This window comes from Salmonella sp. WC3 (genome assembly GCF_042932255.1).
Taxonomy (GTDB): domain Bacteria; phylum Pseudomonadota; class Gammaproteobacteria; order Enterobacterales; family Enterobacteriaceae; genus Salmonella; species Salmonella enterica.
Genome location: NZ_CP170629.1, coordinates 335,264 through 353,367, shown reverse-complemented (window position 1 = coordinate 353,367; position 18,104 = coordinate 335,264). Strand labels below are relative to the sequence as shown.

At 53.0% G+C, this 18,104-nt stretch carries 12 protein-coding genes; 3 read left to right on the top strand and 9 right to left on the bottom strand.

What is annotated here, in order from left to right:
• Positions 1-39: 39 nt before the first annotated feature.
• From ACFK9X_RS01610 to ACFK9X_RS01600, 3 genes are all read right to left on the bottom strand, one after another.
• Complete coding sequence (locus ACFK9X_RS01610) at positions 40-585, bottom strand: hypothetical protein (protein ID WP_151115348.1); 546 nt, start codon at positions 583-585, stop codon at positions 40-42.
• A gap of 9 nt (positions 586-594) precedes the next feature.
• The gene (locus ACFK9X_RS01605; protein ID WP_023204122.1) at positions 595-2,091 is read right to left on the bottom strand and encodes a PstS family phosphate ABC transporter substrate-binding protein; all 1,497 of its coding nucleotides are present in this window, start codon (positions 2,089-2,091) and stop codon (positions 595-597) included.
• Positions 2,092-2,248: 157 nt separating this feature from the next.
• The gene (locus ACFK9X_RS01600) at positions 2,249-3,358 is read right to left on the bottom strand and encodes a glycerol dehydrogenase (protein WP_151115346.1); all 1,110 of its coding nucleotides are present in this window, start codon (positions 3,356-3,358) and stop codon (positions 2,249-2,251) included.
• Positions 3,359-3,697: 339 nt separating this feature from the next.
• On the opposite strand from ACFK9X_RS01600, the gene ACFK9X_RS01595 reads away from it, so the two are divergent.
• The 3 genes from ACFK9X_RS01595 to ACFK9X_RS01585 are packed head-to-tail and all read left to right on the top strand — an operon-like array spanning position 3,698 to position 7,693.
• Positions 3,698-5,032, top strand: coding sequence for an MFS transporter (locus ACFK9X_RS01595; protein ID WP_151115344.1), 1,335 nt, complete (start codon positions 3,698-3,700; stop codon positions 5,030-5,032).
• Positions 5,029-6,744 (top strand): dihydroxy-acid dehydratase, encoded by a 1,716-nt coding sequence (ilvD, locus tag ACFK9X_RS01590; protein ID WP_151115342.1) that lies wholly within the window; start codon positions 5,029-5,031, stop codon positions 6,742-6,744. The genes ACFK9X_RS01595 and ilvD overlap by 4 nt, the downstream gene beginning before the upstream one ends.
• A gap of 43 nt (positions 6,745-6,787) precedes the next feature.
• Positions 6,788-7,693, top strand: coding sequence for a dihydrodipicolinate synthase family protein (locus ACFK9X_RS01585; RefSeq protein WP_023258638.1), 906 nt, complete (start codon positions 6,788-6,790; stop codon positions 7,691-7,693).
• A 43-nt stretch (positions 7,694-7,736) separates the two neighbouring features.
• Here ACFK9X_RS01585 and ACFK9X_RS01580 read toward each other — a convergent pair whose 3' ends face one another.
• The 6 genes from ACFK9X_RS01580 to glgB all read right to left on the bottom strand — a co-directional run bounded on the left by ACFK9X_RS01580 (position 7,737) and on the right by glgB (position 18,039).
• On the bottom strand, positions 7,737-8,492 hold the full coding sequence (locus ACFK9X_RS01580) for an IclR family transcriptional regulator (protein WP_000724553.1): 756 nt from the start codon (positions 8,490-8,492) through the stop codon (positions 7,737-7,739).
• 177 nt (positions 8,493-8,669) lie between these two features.
• Positions 8,670-11,117 (bottom strand): glycogen phosphorylase, encoded by a 2,448-nt coding sequence (glgP, locus tag ACFK9X_RS01575; RefSeq protein ID WP_151115340.1) that lies wholly within the window; start codon positions 11,115-11,117, stop codon positions 8,670-8,672.
• Between the two features lie 19 nt (positions 11,118-11,136).
• On the bottom strand, positions 11,137-12,570 hold the full coding sequence (glgA, locus tag ACFK9X_RS01570) for a glycogen synthase GlgA (protein WP_151115338.1): 1,434 nt from the start codon (positions 12,568-12,570) through the stop codon (positions 11,137-11,139).
• On the bottom strand, positions 12,570-13,865 hold the full coding sequence (gene glgC, locus ACFK9X_RS01565; RefSeq protein ID WP_000253995.1) for a glucose-1-phosphate adenylyltransferase: 1,296 nt from the start codon (positions 13,863-13,865) through the stop codon (positions 12,570-12,572). The genes glgA and glgC overlap by 1 nt, the downstream gene beginning before the upstream one ends.
• 14 nt (positions 13,866-13,879) lie before the next feature.
• Positions 13,880-15,856: a glycogen debranching protein GlgX gene (glgX, locus tag ACFK9X_RS01560; RefSeq protein WP_151115336.1), complete on the bottom strand. Its 1,977-nt coding sequence runs from the start codon at positions 15,854-15,856 to the stop codon at positions 13,880-13,882.
• A complete protein-coding gene (glgB, locus tag ACFK9X_RS01555; protein WP_000098552.1) occupies positions 15,853-18,039 on the bottom strand; it encodes a 1,4-alpha-glucan branching enzyme in 2,187 nt (728 codons plus the stop codon). Before glgB ends, glgX begins: the two co-directional genes overlap by 4 nt.
• Positions 18,040-18,104 lie beyond the last annotated feature (65 nt).

Below are 18,104 nucleotides of genomic sequence, written 5' to 3'. Positions count from 1 at the left end.
CGGGGCGGTTTATACCGCCCTTTTCGCCACATACCGCATTCACTCGCCGGGTTTTGTACAGACGGGCATATGATTAGTGATACGGTAGCGATCGACACTTATTTGGGTAATAAAGAAGGGTTTTGCCCGCGCTTCGCTATTCCAGAGAGTTTTCCCCGTTTTACACCAGCTTTTATGAGAACTGTTGGCATAATGAACCACGCTCTCCTCCCCCAGCACGCTTTCAAAATGCGCGCGTTTATCACCGTCGGCCACGCTAAAGTCAGCATAAAAAAGATTGCTGTCCAGGTTAAACGTCATTTCTATTTCACTGGCGGAAGATGGAAAGAACACAGGTAGCCAGGTCCAGATACCGGATTGCTCGGGTATAGCGGCATAATCAGGAAAATAGCTTACCTGGCGATCATCGCAGGCGGTCAGCACAGCGACGATGATTAATGCTGCGCCACACCGGAGGACCTGATTAATCAGCTCAGCAACAATATCTTTATGCCACGAAGTGGATTCACGCCGTGCAATACGAATATCAGCGCCGCTGGCCGGGTCTACGCCTACCCGTTCCACATATAATTTAACATCTTCCATTTAGTCCCTTTATTTCGCGGCCGGATACAGCGGCACATATCCCACATCCTGCACCAACTGCTGCCCCTGCGGGCTTAGAAACCAGTCCACCAGCTTTTGTGTTTCCGCTGTGGGGTGTTCACGGGTGACCATATAAACATCAACCGTGTACGGGTAACTGCCGTTACGAATATTTTCAACCGTCGGCGCAACATCGTTTATCGCCAGTAATTTAATCTCTTTATTGCTGTGCATCTGCGTAGCGTAATAACGAAAGGTATAGCCAATGGCGTTGTGCGTATTGCGATACTCAGCCACGATATCCACCATTTCCCCCATCGCGGTTGCCACTGATGTTGTTTGCGCTGGCATCAGCTTTGTTTCTTTCATTACCTTCGCCAGCATCGCCGTTTGGCTGCCAGAGTTTTCCGGTCGCTGCCAGGGCTTAATGTCGATTGCCTCTCCGCCTACCTCATTCCAGTGGGTGATTCTTCCGCTAAAAATGCCGCGAATTTGTACATCACTCAACGATGACACGGGATTGTTTTGGTTGACGATAAACACAAACGCTTCACGTGCAAAGGGGGTGTAAACCAGTTTTACGCCACTGGCCTCGGCCAATTGCTTTTGAGCAGTGGAAGGCTGGGCGACAAAAATAAGATCGGCATTGCCGTTAAGGATATTTTGATAGGCTTCAATGGTTCCCTGGTTTTCAAGGTAGTCTTCAGGGCAGATATCATCCGGAAAGCGCGTAAGCGCATAAAAAGCCGAGGCGTATAACGGCAAGCCAGCCGTTGCACCATCGAGCCGCGGCCAATTTTGGGTGAGCAGAAGTGTCGGTTCATCGCGCAGCCCGGTTAGCTTGTTGCCCCATGTGTGCGCCTGATAATCGCGGAAATAAAGATATTCACTGCTCTCGGGAGCGGGATACTTCACGGCATAAAGATGTGACTGGTATACGGCACAGCTCCCGAAAAACAGCAGGCAAATCACCAGCAGATTACGACAAGAGTAGCCCGCACCGCCGCGTAGCACTCCCCAACGCGCACCGCCATACCCTAATGCAAAACAGAGCTGCGAGCCAACCGGGATGAGCAACACTGCCCATACCCAGCCGTTGAAAAAGGATATTACGCTGGGTACTAACCAAAGCGTTTGCACCACCTGGGCGATGGGTTTACGCCCTATCGCGCGAATATTAAGATCGGTGAGAAACATCAGGATGACCCACCCCATCAGCACCACCAGAGCGGGCATAAGCAGGCAGCAATCACGCCATTCTGGATTTACCTCTGATGCATTTCCCTTTCCCCATATTCGGCCACAGAGAAAAATTAACCCCGCGCCCAGAAGCGCTACCGGGATAATGGTCGCCTCCTCAATAGATCGCGCGACGGGGATACTATTTTCAAGAACGCTAATGTACGCCCACATTCCCCCCACGATAATCGTAATAATGTTCACCAGCAGCGGCACGCCGATAAACGCCATTATGATTGACAAAAAAAGCCAATTAGCATTTTTCATTTTTCTATCCGCTAATCCCTGCGATAACGGAAGTATAAACCCGGTAGTCCTGAGCACCCCCCATGCATTTTTCTGAAATCGCGACGTTAAAACATTCACGATAGCGGCAGACAGAAGTTGAAAGTTCCGGCTGCCGTTTTTTATTTACAGGCTCACATTAACCTGCAAGATCGATCTTTTTCCGCGCCTGCCCAACAGCATCGGCGGCCCGCAATGCCGCCTGCACAGCCTCCGGCGTAATGGTAAACGGCTCGTTGTGTATCGTTTCCCCAGTTTGACAAGACGCCCTGGCAACGGCCAGCAGTTCATCATCGCTAACGCCAGCCAGACCAATATCCGCCAGCGTGGTGGGCAAGCCTATATCTTCACAAAATTGATAAACCTCCTCGATAAGCTCAGGCGCTCTATCGGTGAGCATAAGCATTGCCAGCGTGCCAAACGCAACCTTTTCCCCATGCCAGTATTTGTGCGTGGCGGGCAGTACCGTCAGACCGTTATGAATAGCGTGCGCCGCCGCCAGCCCACCGCTTTCAAAACCAAGCCCGGATAATAGCGTATTCGCTTCAATAACATGTTCGAGCGCCGGAGTAACCTGATGTTGTTCACAGGCAAGTTTCGCCAGGCGCCCATAGCGCATCAAGGTGGTGTAGCAAAAGCGCGCCAGCTCAAATGCGGTCATCGGTCCTGGCCTGGTGGTCATATTGCCAGCCCCTTTGATGCGGCAATCTTCCGCTTCAAACCAGGTTGCCAGCGCATCGCCTATCCCGGAAACCAAAAAGCGTACCGGCGCGGCAGCAATAATACTGCTGTCCACCAGCACAAGTGTCGGGTTACGTGGAATCATCAGGTAGCGTTTGAATTTCCCTTCTGGCGTATAGATAACAACCAGTGAACTGCACGGCGCATCCGTTGAGGCCAGAGTAGGAACCACGGCAATAGGCAACCGCAGGCTGGCGCCGGTTGCTTTTGCCGTATCCAGGGTTTTCCCACCCCCCATACCGACAATCACATCGGCGCCAATTTCCTGCGCGCGTGCGGAGATGCGAGCAATTTCCTCATCACTGCACTCGCTACTGAATACTTCGATATCAAATTCAATCACCCCGTGCAGTGCTGTTGCAACCGCATCCCGGTAGGTGCTGTGAACAACAGGATCCTGCAAAATCAGCGCCTTATGACCGAGTGCGGCCAATTCCTGCGGGAGATGCGTTGTCAACGCTCCTTTACCCTGAACATATCGTGACGGAAAGATCTCGGTAGTAACCATTGTTTCTCCTTAAAAAGCATTAAAGTTCAATATACAGAACATAAATTCCACATAAAGAATTTAATGCTGTTTACTCTGAACGCACAATGACCAGGTGAGAGCATAATCTTATCCTGTGAGGCAGCGCACAATTTTGGTTATGTATTAGACCGATGAGCAGTTTCCATTGGGTTATCCGCTCTTTCTCACCTTATCTCCGTTCATTTTTGAAGCAAATCACAAAATATAACCTTCCTTAGAGTATGGAATTGACGCTGTATGAATACGTCGGCATAGTGTCAATATGCAGAATAATAGTTCCATATACAGAACATAATTTTTTGATACTAAAGGGATGCAATGATGAGCATTGAAATAGAGAAACCGACCACACGAGGGCGCTGGCTGCATATTATTCCAGCCACGATCCTCGTTTATATCGTGGCCTATATGGACAGGACCAATATCGCCATTGGGATCGCAGGCGGCATGGATGAAGATTTAGGCATGACGGCTTCTTTTGCCGGTCTGGTCGCCGGGATCTTCTTTATTGGTTATATCTTCCTGCAAATTCCCGGCGGTCAGATAGCCGAGCGGCTAAGCGCCAAAAAGTTAATTGCCTGGACAATCGTCGCCTGGGGTGGCTTTGCCCTGCTGACCGGTTTTGTTCAGACACCGACGCAGTTGTTGATTATCCGCTTTGTGCTCGGCGTGGCGGAAGGTGCTGTGTATCCCGCCATTCTGGCGCTGATTGGCCACTGGTTCCCAAATGAGGAGCGCGCCAGGGCTATCGCCTATTTCCAGATGAACCTGGCCGTCGCTTCTATTATTACCGGGCCGCTTTCCGGCTGGCTTATTGAAACCTACGGCTGGCGGGAGATGTTTATCATCGAAGGCTTGCTCTCTCTGGGTCTGCTCTTTGTCTGGCTACCTTTGGTTTCCGATCACCCGCATCAGGCAAAGTGGCTGGATCCGAAAGAGCGCGCCTGGATCGAACAAAAATTGCTGGCCGATCGCGCGTTGAGTATTGGCGGAGAGCAAAGCAGCATTCGCGGCGTATTAAAAAGCATCAACCTGTGGAAGCTTGTCGGTATCTATTTCTTCGTACAGGTCGGCTTCTATGGCTTCGCGCTATGGATGCCAAATCTGATTAAACACCTGACCGGCAGCGGCATGACCATCGTTGGGGTACTCACCGCGGCACCTTACGTTCTGTGCATTATCGGTCAGTATTACATCGCCAAATGGTGTGATAAAACGATGAATCGCCGCCTTTACACGGCTATTCCTCTGCTGGGTTTCGCGGTCTGTCTCGCCCTCTCCTTATTACTGAAAGATAACGTCTGGCTCGCCTACGGCATGATGGTTATTTGCGGGTTCTTCCTGCAAGCCTATGCCGGTCCATTCTGGACGCTGCCTCCATTACTCTTCGCCCCCAACGTTCTGGGCGGCGTGCGCGGCACGATCAACGCCCAGGGCAACATCGGCGGCTTTATCGGTCCGTACCTCGTCGGGCTGTTAACGGTGACGTTCTCGCAAACAGCAGGAATGACCGTACTGGTTGCTGCCCTGCTTATCGCCGTTGGACTGCTTTTCAGCTTACCTTCTGTTACCGCTCGTCCTGCAGGTAGCAGCAACACACCTAACACCTCGACGCCGGGTGCGTCACTTAAACAGGAAGGAATCGCCAAATGAGCCAAAAATGTCAACATGCTCGCGACCTGTGGTCGCAGCTCGACGCCCTGCGTCTTGGAATGAATTACAGCAAAGAAGATGTCAATAAACTGCAGGTCCTGGTGGATGATTGCTATGGCGAAAGTCATCCGGGCAGTTTCCATCTTAACCAACTGGGCGATGAAGCCGTGCTGGGTGTTCATGAAAGCGGCGGTCGCGCGGTCCGTCACCATGTGACGGATATCTGCGACGGCTGGGGTCAGGGCCACGATGGGATGAATTACATCCTGGCATCTCGAGAAGCTATTGCCAACATGGTCGAAATTCATGCCTCAGTGGTGCCTTATGATGCCGGTATTCTGATCTCAAGCTGCGATAAATCTATCCCGGCGCATCTGATTGCCGCCGCACGCCTGAACCTGCCGCTGCTGCATATTCCTGGCGGTTCTATGCGTCCGGCACCGAATATGAGTACTTCTGACCTCGGCGGGATCACTGCTAAGTTGAAGAAAGGCGAAATCGGCATTCAGCAAGTGGAAGCCATGCAGCAATGCGGTTGCCCCACCGCCGGAGCCTGCCAGTTTATGGGAACGGCCAGTACCATGCAGTGCATGTCGGAGGCCTTGGGGCTGGCCCTGCCAGGCAGCGCTTTGCTGCCATCGACCCTGGCGGAAATTCGCCGCGTTGCCAGAACCGCAGGCCACCAAGCGCTGTATCTGGCGGAGAAAAATATCACCACCCATAAGATCCTGACTCCTGCGGCGTTTGAAAATGCTATCAAAGTCCATGCTGCTATTGGTGGCAGCACCAATGCGATGATCCACCTTCCGGCCATCGCTCATGAACTTGGATGGGAGCTGAAGCCCGAACTGTTTGATCGGATCAATAACGAAATCCCTTATCTGACCAATATTCAGCCCAGCGGTGAATACGTTACCGAAATGATGTGGTTCGCTGGCGGCGTGCCAATGGTGCAATGGTATCTGCGCGATTATCTGGATTTTGATGTTCTTACCGTGACTGGCCGTACGCTCGGCGACAACCTGGAAATGCTCCATCAATCCGGCTTCTTTACCCGCAACCACGGTTACCTCAACAATTACAAAGTCAGTCCGGAGGCGGTAATCCGTAAACCAGAAAATGCCACCAAAAAAGGGTCGATTGCGGTACTGAAAGGCAACATCGCGCCTGAAGGAGCGGTCATTAAATACGCGGCCTGTGCGCCGGATATGCACCACCATACCGGTCCTGCTCGGGTCTTTAACTCCGAAGAAGACGCTCAGCAGGCCATCATCCATAACCATATCGAACCCGGCGACGTCATTTTCATTCGCTACGAAGGCGCAAAAGGCTCTGGCGCACCGGAAATGCTGATGACCACCGATGCCATCGTGTATGACAAACGCCTCGACGGAAAAGTCGCATTGATTACCGACGGTCGTTTCTCTGGAGCAACCAGCGGGCCATGTGTCGGACACGTCTCGCCAGAAGCCGCTGATGGCGGGCCGATTGCCCTGGTGGAAGATGGTGATTTAATCGAAATGGATGTGAAAGGCCGCAAGCTCAATATTGTAGGGATCGACGGGATGCCTAAAACAGAAGAGGAAATACGCCGCTGTCTTGAAGAACGTCGAGCAAGCTGGAAGAAACCTGATTATTCAAACCGTCGCGGCGTCTTTAAACAGTTCACCGCTAATGCAACATCATTAATGGCCGGAGCCTGGCTTAAATAATATCCCTGGCGGGCTACGGCTCGCCTGTTTTAAGGATCAATACATGACTCAGATTACGAAATTTCACGGCGTATTTCCGCCAGTTCCGACCATTGTTAATGCGCAGGGAGAGTTAGATAAAGTCGGCATGGCAACCTTGCTGGATCATCTTATTGCAAACAAGGTCAATGGCGTATTACTGCTGGGCAGCGGGGGGGAATTTTGCCATATGACCAATGCGCTGCGTCTGGAAACCGCAGAGTTTTGCGTCCGTCATATTAACCGCCGTATTCCAGTACTATTAGGTATTAGCAGCACCAGCACGCAGGAAGTGATTGAGTATGGTCAGCATGCCGACCGACTCGAAGTCGATGCCGTGCTGGTACTCAATCCCTACTATGCCAGATTGACCGATGAGTATATTTATCATCATTTCAAAACCGTGGCTAATAACATAAAAAGCCCGGTCATTCTCTACAACTTTCCAGCATTGACGGGACAGGACCTTAGCGTTGATTTAATTACCCGGCTGGCGCAGGATCACCCCAATATTATCGGCATTAAGGATACCGTTGATAATATCAGCCATATTCGTGAAATCATCAATAATGTCAGGCCAGTGCGTCCGGACTTCGTTATTTTCTCCGGCTATGATGAATATATGATGGATACACTTATCTTAGGCGGCAACGGCGGGATCCCAGCGACAGCGAACTTTGCGCCGCAGCTAACCTGCGGGATCTACCGCGCGTGGTGTGAAAAAGAGTATGAGACAATGTTCGGATTACAGCGCAGGCTGTCCGCGCTTTCCACTATTTACAGCCTGGATTCACCTTTCTTCGGGATAATCAAAAAGGCAATTCAGCTTAGCGGAGTCGATATTTCAACTCATGTAATGCCCCCCGTTTTGCCGGCAAATGAAGAACATATTTCGAATTTGAAGCAGATCTTACAGCGTGCGGGACTTTAAGCTATGACGAAAGCGGGCTTCTTGCCCGCTGTGTCTTTTTATTTCAGCACATCAGACGCGTCAGGCTACGGCTGGCATCCATCATCAGCGTAGCAAGCGACTCGCGTTTATCATCGGGGATCTGGAACGTAACGCCGGATACGCTCAGGGCGGCGATCACTTTCCCCTGCGTATTGAATACCGGCACCGCAATGCAGCGCACGCCAAGGGAGTCTTCTTCGTTATCATAACCCCAGCCGCGACGGCGAATTCCTGCTAACTCCTGCTTAAGGATATTCACATCTGTGATCGTCGTATCCGTAAAACGCGTTAATATCTGATCTGGAGGCAGCAACTCCTCCAGCTCTTCCCCGCTAAGCCATGCAATCAGCACCTTCCCCAGCCCTGAGCTATGTAATGAGAGGCGCTTGCCCTCCCAGCTTCGAATCACAATAGCCTGTGGGCTTTCGACTTTCAGAAGATAAATGGGGGCATCGCCCTCCAGAACGCCAAGATGGCAGGTCAGGCCGGTGTTATCGCGAATCTCTTCAAGAATCGGTAACGCGATTTTTTTAATGTCATACTGTTCCGCCGCTTTATTACCTAATTCATACAGGCGTAGCCCCAGATAATACTTGTCTTTTTCCTGGCGTAATAACCCATGCTCCACCATGCCGTTGAGCAAAGATGAGGTACTGCTTTTCGCAATCCCTGAATTTTGATGGATCTGGGTAAACGTTGCGCCATCGCACTCCAGAAGGTAAGCAAATACGCGCATAATTTTATCGAGAGCCGGAATAGATGTCGTAATCTTTTTCATATTATTATCAATTAATTATGGATTTTTCTGCTAATACTATACACCAGTACTCAACCCTTTTTCCATGACAGAGACCAAGTGCCGCTAACAGATTCAGCAGACGAATATCGGCATACCCCCCGAATATACCACGATAAAAAACGGGGCCGTTTGGCCCCGTTCTCAAGCGTTAAACCGCTACAACCGCACCGGATCAATATGCCAGATATTTTCGGCATACTCTTTGATGGTTCTGTCCGATGAGAAGTAGCCCATATTGGCAATGTTGAGCATCGCTTTCGTCGTCCACTCTTCCGGGCGACGATACAACTCATCCACCTTATCCTGGCAGTCCACGTAGCTGCGGTAGTCCGCCAGCACCTGATAGTGATCGCCAAAGTTAATCAGCGAATCTACCAGATCGCGGTAACGGCCTGGCTCTTCCGGATTAAAGACGCCGCTACCAATCTGCGTCAGTACCTGATGTAGCTCTTCATCTTTTTCATAATAGTCGCGAGGCTTATAACCCTGCCTGCGCAACGCTTCCACCTCTTCGGCAGTATTACCGAAGATAAAGATATTCTCCTCGCCGACATGCTCCTGCATCTCTACGTTCGCGCCATCCAGCGTACCAATGGTGAGCGCGCCGTTCAGGGCAAATTTCATATTACTGGTGCCGGAAGCTTCTGTCCCTGCCAGCGAAATCTGCTCAGACAGGTCGGCAGCGGGAATGATCACCTGCGCCAGGCTGACGCTGTAGTTCGGGATAAACACCACTTTCAGCTTGTCGCCAATCTGCGGATCGTTGTTAATCACTTTCGCCACGTCGTTGATCAGATGAATAATGTGTTTTGCCATGTAATAGGCGGAAGCCGCCTTACCGGCAAAAATATTCACCCGCGGCACCCAGTCGGCCTCCGGATTTTCTTTAATGCGGTTATAGCGGGTAATGACATGCAGTACATTCATCAACTGCCGCTTGTATTCGTGAATACGCTTAATCTGCACGTCAAATAACGCTTTAGGGTTCACCACCACATTAAGCTGCTGCGCTATCACTATCGCCAGCCGTTTTTTATTTTCCAGCTTCGCCTGACGCACCGCATGATTGACCAGCGGATAATCACAATGCTGCTTCAGCTCGCTGAGCTGACTAAGATCGGTACGCCAGGTACGACCAATATTCTCATCCAGCACGTCAGAAAGCGGCGGGTTTGCCAGCGCCAGCCAGCGGCGCGGCGTAACGCCGTTAGTGACGTTACAAAAACGGGTCGGAAAAATCTTCGCAAAATCCGCGAACAGCGACTGCACCATCAGGTTGGAATGGAGTTCAGAAACGCCGTTGACTTTATGGCTGACCACCACCGCCAGCCAGGCCATCCGTACCCGGCGGCCGTTCGACTCATCAATAATCGACGCGCGTCCAAGCAGGCTGGTATCGTTGGGATATTGCTCCTGCAACGTTTTCAGGAAATAGTCGTTAATCTCGAAGATAATCTGCAGGTGACGGGGCAGAATTTTCCCCAGCATATCGACGGGCCAGGTTTCCAGCGCCTCGCTCATCAACGTATGGTTGGTATAAGAGAAGACCTGACAGCACACCTCAAACGCGTCGTCCCAGCTAAATTTATGTTCATCAATCAGCAGGCGCATCAGCTCCGGAATTGAAAGCACCGGATGCGTATCATTGAGGTGAATGGCGATTTTATCCGCCAGATTCTCATAGGTTTTATGCAGTTGATAATGACGGTGCAGGATATCCTGCACCGTCGCCGAGACCAGAAAATACTCCTGGCGCAGGCGTAGCTCTCGTCCGGAATAGGTGGAATCGTCCGGGTAGAGCACCCGTGAAACGTTCTCAGAGTGGTTTTTATCTTCCACCGCCGCAAAGTAGTCGCCCTGGTTGAATTTACCGAGGTTGATTTCACTACTGGCCTGCGCATTCCACAGCCGCAGTGTGTTAGTGGCGCCGGTGTCGTAACCGGGGATGATCTGATCATACGCGACGGCCAGAATCTCTTCCGTCTCAATCCAGCGCGCTTTTTTACCTTCCTGCTGAATGCGCCCGCCAAAAAGCACCTTATAGCGCGTATTGTGGCGCTTGAACTCCCACGGGTTGCCATATTCCAGCCAGTAATCCGGAGATTCTTTTTGCCGCCCGTCGACAATATTCTGCTTAAACATGCCGTAATCGTAGCGAATGCCATACCCGCGCCCCGGTAATCCTAGCGTCGCCAGCGAGTCCAGGAAGCAAGCCGCCAGCCGTCCTAAGCCGCCGTTACCAAGCCCTGGGTCATTCTCTTCATCGATCAGCTCTTCGAGATCTAAGCCCATGGCCTCCAGCGCGCCTTTAACGTCGTCATAAATGCCCAGCGAGAGCAGCGCGTTAGAGAGGGTACGACCAATCAAAAACTCCATCGACAGGTAATAAACCTGCCGGGTTTCCTGCGATAATTGGGCTCGATTAGAACGCAGCCAGCGCTCCACCAGACGATCGCGCACCGCGAACAATGTGGCGTTCAGCCATTCATGTTTATTGGCAATGACCGGGTCTTTACCAATCGTAAACATCAGCTTATAGGCAATAGAATGCTTAAGCGCCTCAACGCTGAGTGTGGGCGATGCATAAGTAAACGGAGCATTCATATAAATGATTCCTGGATGACTATTTCAAGCGATAGTACAGCTCGCGGTATGATTTCGCGGCAACTTGCCAGCTAAAATCCATCGCCATCGCCTGCCGTTGTACAAACCGCCAAAGCGAAGGCCGTGACCACAACACAAAAGCACGCCGAATCGCGCGTAGCAACGACCAGGCATTACTGTCTTCAAAGACAAAACCGCTGGCGATACCGTCCGCCAGATTTTCCAGCGAACTGTCGGAGACCGTATCGGCCAACCCCCCGGTACGCCGCACCAGAGGCAGCGTGCCATACTTTAAGCCATATAACTGCGTTAAGCCGCACGGTTCGAAACGACTGGGCACCAGAATAACGTCCGCGCCGCCCATAATGCGATGCGAGAAAGCTTCGTGATAGCCGATCTGTACGCCAACCTGCCCTGGGTGTTCCGCCGCCGCCGCGAGGAACCCTTCCTGAAGCACCGGATCGCCCGCGCCGAGTAGCGCCAACTGCCCGCCCTGCTCCAGCAGCCCCGGTAACGCCTCCAGCACCAGATCCAGACCTTTCTGGTTGGTCAGACGGCTTACCACGGCGAACAGCGGCACTTTGTCGTTAACCTTCAACCCCATCGCAATTTGTAGCTGACGCTTGTTTTCCGCCTTCTCTTCCAGGGTATCGCGCGTGTAGCGCGACGCCAGCAGCAGATCGGATTCCGGGTTCCAGATCTTCTCATCCACGCCGTTCAGTATGCCGGACAAGCGCCCTTCCAGATGACGCTGGCGCAGCAGGCCTTCCATACCATAAGCAAACTGCGGTTCAGTAATTTCACGCGCATAGGTCGGGCTCACCGCCGTTATATGGTCGGCATAGTACAAACCGGCCTTCAAAAAGGAGAGTTGTCCGTTGAACTCCAGCCCATGCATATTAAAGAATGACCACGGCAGTTCGATGTCATCCATATGCTTTGCATAAAACATGCCTTGATAGGCCAGGTTGTGTACGGTAAAGACCGATTTCGCCGGCCGCCCGCGCGCCGCCAGATAGGCGGGCGCCAGCCCGGCGTGCCAGTCATGGGCGTGCACCACGTCGGAGCGCCAGAATGGATCAAGTCCGCAGGCCATTTCACAGCCGACCCACCCTAACAGGGCAAAGCGCAGCACGTTATCGGTATAGGCATATAAATTCGTATCGTGATAGGGACTGCCTGGACGCTCGTACAGATGCGGCGCGTCGATCAGATAAATGCCCACGCCGTTATAATGCCCGAACAGCAGCGATATCTTACCTGCGAAAGTATCGCGGCGGCTCACCACATGCGCATCGGGTATCCCCCGACGGATATCGGGAAACCCAGGAAGCAGAACGCGAACATCAACACCATCCGCAATTTGTGCCGCAGGCAACGCGCCTATCACATCCGCCAGCCCCCCAGTCTTCAGCAGGGGGAACATCTCTGAACATACATGTAAAACCTGCATTATCGCTCCTGTTTGACCTGCAGTTTGCGCAGCATTTCACGCGTGACCAGTACAATACCTTCTTCTGAACGGTAGAAACGACGAGCGTCCTCTTCCGCATTTTCACCAATCACCATGCCTTCCGGGATAATACAGGCACGGTCAATAACACAGCGACGTAAACGGCAGGAGCGTCCTACCCAAACCTCAGGTAACAACACTGCCGAATCAATATTACAAAAAGAATTTATTCTCACCCGTGGGAAGAGCACAGATTGCACCACCACCGAACCGGAGATAATGCAGCCGCCGGAGACCAGCGAGTTCAGCGTCATACCGTGGCTACCTGAGCGGTCCTGCACGAATTTCGCAGGCGGTAGCGATTCCATATGCGTACGGATAGGCCAGTTCTGGTCATACATATCCAGCTCCGGCGTCACCGAGGCTAAATCCAGGTTCGCCTTCCAGTAAGCTTCCAGCGTACCTACATCGCGCCAGTACGGTTCGGCTTGCGGATCGGACTGCACGCAGGAGAGCGGGAAAGGATGCGCGTAAGCCATACCTTCGCGGGTGATTTTGGGGATAATGTCTTTACCGAAATCGTGGCTGGAAGCGTCATCTTTATCGTCTGCCGCCAGCAATTCATACAGGTAATCGGCGTCAAAAACGTAAATGCCCATACTGGCCAGCGATTTGCTGGCGTCACCAGGCATTGCGGGGGGATTCGCCGGTTTTTCGACAAAATCAATAATCTTGTCGCTTTCATCGACCGCCATCACGCCGAACGCCGTCGCTTCTTTGATCGGCACCGGCATACAGGCCACCGTGCAACGCGCGCCCTTTTCAACGTGATCGATCAACATACGCGAGTAGTCCTGCTTATAGATATGATCGCCTGCCAGGATGACGACATATTCCGCTTTATAGCGACGAATAATATCCAGGTTCTGGGTCACCGCGTCTGCCGTGCCGCGATACCAGTTTTCGCCCTTCATACGCTGTTGAGCTGGCAGCAGATCGACAAATTCGTTCATCTCTTCGCTAAACAGTGACCAGCCGCGCTGAATATGCTGCACCAGCGTGTGGGACTGATACTGAGTGATCACGCCGATACGGCGAATCCCGGAGTTCAGACAATTAGATAAGGCGAAATCGATGATGCGGAACTTCCCACCAAAGTGGACGGCTGGTTTGGCGCGTTTGTTCGTTAAATCTTTTAGACGCGTGCCGCGGCCGCCGGCCAGGATTAGGGCAACAGATTTCAATGGCAGCTGGCGCGCCAACATTACACGATCGTTCTTCTCTAAACTCACCATGATTAACTCCTTTTTTATCCTCTCTGGAACACACACAGTCCATGCTCAGGTCCCTGCCAGACCGCCGTTATCACCGGATTATCCTCTCCAGCGAATGGGGGAACGGCGCGCCATTCCCCTTCGGGTAAAACTATATCTGTCACCTCAAGCGTGGCATTTATCGCAATCAGAAAACGGTCCGACAACAGAATTTGCATCAGCTTAGGCCCGTTTTGCCACTCATCCGCACTCAAGGGTTGCGCGTTTTTATTTAGCCAACGCACGTTGCCATCGCCTTCTTCCCACCAGCTATTGCCGGTTAAAGCCGGTATCTGCTGACGCAAACGAATCAGCGCGGCGGTAAACGTGGTTAACCCACGATTTGCCTGCTGCCAGTCCAGCCAGGTTAAGGCATTATCCTGACAATAGGCGTTATTGTTGCCGTGCTGGCTATGGCCGTGTTCATCGCCTGCCAGCAGCATCGGCGTTCCCTGAGAGAGCAGTAGCGTCGCCAGCAGGGCATGAATGCTGTCGCGCCGCCGCTCCATTAAATCAAGCGGACCGCCTAATCCTTCTTTACCATGATTGTCGCTGTAATTGCTGTTGGTGCCGTCGCGATTTTCCTCACCGTTCGCCTCATTGTGTTTCTGATTGAAACAGACGCAGTCCCGGAGCGTAAAACCGTCATGCGCCGTGAGCAGATTGACAGAGGCGCCGGGCGTACGGCCATTGCGTTTAAACACATCGCTGGAAGCGGCGAAACGACAGGCAAACTCCCCGGTCGTCAGGTTACGCGGCAACCAGAATCGGCGGGCCGCATCGCGAAAATGGTCGTTCCACTCGGCAAACGGTGGCGGAAAATTCCCGACCTGATAGCCGCCCTCGCCAATATCCCACGGTTCAGCAATCAGCTTGACCGTTGATAACACAGGACACGCTTTAATCGCGGCGAACAGCGGCGCATCCTGGCGAAACGTCGGCGTGCGCCCCATGACGGACGCCAAATCAAAACGAAAACCATCGACATGACAGGTTTCCACCCAATAGCGCAAACACTCGCACGCGTATTCCACCACGCCGGGATGGCTTAAATTGAGCGTGTTGCCGCACCCCGTCCAGTTGTGATAATCGCCATCGTCCCTTATCCAATAATAGCTACGGTTATCAATTCCGCGCAGGGAGAAGGTTGGACCGTCCAGATCCAGCTCGGCGCTATGGTTTAATACGATGTCCAGAATGACCTCAATCCCCGCGCGATGCAGCGCTTTCACCGCATCGCGAAACTCGTCCAGCGCCGTCTCGGGCGAACTGGCCCAGGCGGGATGCAGCGCGAACATCGCCATCGGGTTGTAACCCCAATAATTGGTCAGTCCCATACGTTGCAGGCGCGGCTCGCTGGCAAACTGCGCCACCGGCAACAGTTCCAGCGCCGTAATGCCAAGCTGTTTGAAGTACGCCACCATGACCGGATGACCGAGCGCTTTATAGGTGCCGCGTATCTCCTGGGGGAGTTCCGGATGCAGATAGGTAAGCCCTTTGACATGCGCTTCATAGATGACCGTTTTTCCCCACGGCGTGCGCGGCGCGGCGTCATCTTCCCAGTCATAATGGTCGCTGATTACCACGCTTTTCGGCGCCACCGCCGCGTTATCGCGGTAGTCCGGTTCATCGTGTCCGCCGTGCAACAGCGGATGATCTTTTAGTTCGCCCTCGACCCGGCGCGCATAAGGGTCAAGCAGTAACTTCGCCGGATTAAACCGATGCCCCTGCGCTGGCTGCCACGGGCCATGTACGCGATAGCCATAGCGCAAACCTGGCCTGGCGCCTGCCAGATAACCATGCCAGACATCGCCGCGACGTCCTGGCAGGTCATAGCGACGCTCATTCCCTCGGGAATCAAAAACGCACAGCTCTACGCGCTCCGCATGGGCGGAAAAGAGCGTGAAATTCACGCCATGACCGTTATACGTTGCGCCATGCGGCGTTGCTTCGCCGATCGCAAGCTGCGTCATTCCCCCTCCCGCATCAGCCAGATCGTCGCCAACGGCGGTAACGTCAGGTTAAGAGAGTGCTGACGGCCATGGCTTTCGATCTCATCGCTGTGCACCACGCCGCCATTGCCGGTGTTGCTACCGTGATAATGCATCGAATCAGTATTGAGAATTTCACGCCAGCGTCCCGGCTGGTTGATGCCAAAGCGGTAGTCGTGGCGAGGAACGGGCGTAAAGTTGCTGGCGACGATGATCTCGTTACCGGCTTTATCACGGCGTACAAAAATCAGTACCGAGCGTTCATTGTCATCGACCACCAGCCACTCAAAGCCGTAAGCATCAAAATCCAGCTCATGCAACGCTTTATGATGGCGATAGGTGTGGTTGAGATCGCGTACCAGACGCTGAACCCCGTGGTGCCAGTTATCGCCCCCCTCCAGCAGGTGCCAGTCGAGGCTGGCGTCATGGTTCCACTCGCGTCCCTGGGCAAACTCATTCCCCATAAATAGCAGTTTCTTGCCGGGGAAGGCCCACATCCAGCCATAGTAAGCGCGCAGGTTAGCGAATTTTTGCCACGCATCGCCCGGCATACGATCGAGAATGGATTTCTTGCCGTGAACCACCTCATCGTGCGACAGCGGCAGAACAAAGTTTTCGGTATGGTTGTACAACATACCAAAGGTCAGCTTGTCGTGATGATACTGGCGGTACACCGGGTCCAGCTTCATGTAGTCCAGCGTGTCGTGCATCCAGCCCAGGTTCCACTTGTACCAGAACCCCAGGCCGCCCGTTTCCGGTGGACGCGTCACGCCAGAGAAGTCTGTCGACTCTTCCGCCATGCTGACCGCGCCGGGCACCTGCTCGCCAATAATGCGGTTGGTATTGCGCAGAAACTCAATGGCTTCCAGGTTTTCACGACCGCCGAACTCGTTCGGTATCCACTCGCCCTCTTTGCGGCTGTAGTCGCGGTAGATCATAGAGGCCACCGCATCGACACGCAGCGCATCAATCCCAAAACGCTCCATCCAGTACAGGGCGTTACCCACCAGATAATTACTGACTTCACGACGACCATAGTTGTAGATCAGCGTATTCCAGTCCTGGTGATAGCCCTCGCGCGGGTCGCTGTGCTCATAGAGGTGGGTGCCGTCAAACTCCGCGAGGCTAAATTCATCGGACGGGAAATGGCCCGGCACCCAGTCGAGAATGACGTTAAGGCCCGCCGCATGGGCCGCATTGATGAAATAGCGGAAGTCGTCCCGCGTACCAAAGCGGCGGGTCGGCGCGTAGAGGCCGGTCGGCTGGTAGCCCCAACTGCCGTCAAACGGATGTTCGTTGACCGGCAAGAGTTCAAGGTGCGTAAAGCCCATCCATTTGGCGTAAGGCACAAGCTGATCCGCCAGCTCACGATAGCTCAGCCAGAAATTGTTATCCGTATGGCGGCGCCATGAACCTAAATGCACCTCATAAATCGAGATCGGCGCATCAAACTGATTGGCTTTTTGTCGTTCTTCGCTTGGCGTCACTTTCTCCGGCAGTCCGCAAATCATCGACGCCGTTTCCGGACGCATCTGCGCCTCAAAAGCATAGGGATCGGCTTTAATGCGCAGATTACCGTTCGCATCAAGCAGCTCGAATTTATACAGTTGTCCATTATGCGCGCCGGGGATAAACAGCTCCCAAATACCGCTCTCTTTGCGCAGACGCATCGGGTGGCGACGCCCATCCCAATAGTTGAATTGCCCGACAACCGAAACGCGACGAGCATTAGGTGCCCAGACGGAGAAACGGGTGCCGGTGACGCCATCCATCGTATCGGCGTGCGCGCCCAGCGTTTCATAAGGACGCAGGTGGGTGCCTTCCGACAATAGCCAGGCATCCATTTCCTGTATTAATGGACCAAAACGGTAAGGATCGTCGATGAGGTTCTGCTGTCCGTGCCAGGTCACGGCGAGCTGATAGCGAAAGAAATTTTTACGTCGGGGTAAAACGCCGCAGAAAAAACCGCGAGCGTCGAGACATTCCAGTTTGCCGACTTTACGTCCGGTTTTGGGTTCAATCACCCATACGTCGGTGGCGTCAGGTAAGAGGGCGCGAACTTCTAGTCCGGCTTGGGTCTGGTGCATTCCGAGTACGGAAAAAGGGTCCGCAAAATGTCCTGCAATTAGCGCATTAATCACGTCTCTATCGATACGACTGGACATGGTTTGTCATCCTGTTTTGTGGCGTCACTCCATCTCACTGAATTCAACATCAGATAGTGACACTT

Excerpts from the sequence above, each read along its gene's own strand:
- ACFK9X_RS01610 (WP_151115348.1), bottom strand. The coding sequence starts at position 585 with ATGGAAGATGTTAAATTATATGTGGAACGGGTAGGCGTAGACCCGGCC.
- ACFK9X_RS01605 (WP_023204122.1), bottom strand. The coding sequence starts at position 2,091 with ATGAAAAATGCTAATTGGCTTTTTTTGTCAATCATAATGGCGTTTATC.
- ACFK9X_RS01600 (WP_151115346.1), bottom strand. The coding sequence starts at position 3,358 with ATGGTTACTACCGAGATCTTTCCGTCACGATATGTTCAGGGTAAAGGA.
- ACFK9X_RS01595 (WP_151115344.1), top strand. The coding sequence starts at position 3,698 with ATGATGAGCATTGAAATAGAGAAACCGACCACACGAGGGCGCTGGCTG.
- ilvD (WP_151115342.1), top strand. The coding sequence starts at position 5,029 with ATGAGCCAAAAATGTCAACATGCTCGCGACCTGTGGTCGCAGCTCGAC.
- ACFK9X_RS01585 (WP_023258638.1), top strand. The coding sequence starts at position 6,788 with ATGACTCAGATTACGAAATTTCACGGCGTATTTCCGCCAGTTCCGACC.
- ACFK9X_RS01580 (WP_000724553.1), bottom strand. The coding sequence starts at position 8,492 with ATGAAAAAGATTACGACATCTATTCCGGCTCTCGATAAAATTATGCGC.
- glgP (WP_151115340.1), bottom strand. The coding sequence starts at position 11,117 with ATGAATGCTCCGTTTACTTATGCATCGCCCACACTCAGCGTTGAGGCG.
- glgA (WP_151115338.1), bottom strand. The coding sequence starts at position 12,570 with ATGCAGGTTTTACATGTATGTTCAGAGATGTTCCCCCTGCTGAAGACT.
- glgC (WP_000253995.1), bottom strand. The coding sequence starts at position 13,865 with ATGGTGAGTTTAGAGAAGAACGATCGTGTAATGTTGGCGCGCCAGCTG.
- glgX (WP_151115336.1), bottom strand. The coding sequence starts at position 15,856 with ATGACGCAGCTTGCGATCGGCGAAGCAACGCCGCATGGCGCAACGTAT.
- glgB (WP_000098552.1), bottom strand. The coding sequence starts at position 18,039 with ATGTCCAGTCGTATCGATAGAGACGTGATTAATGCGCTAATTGCAGGA.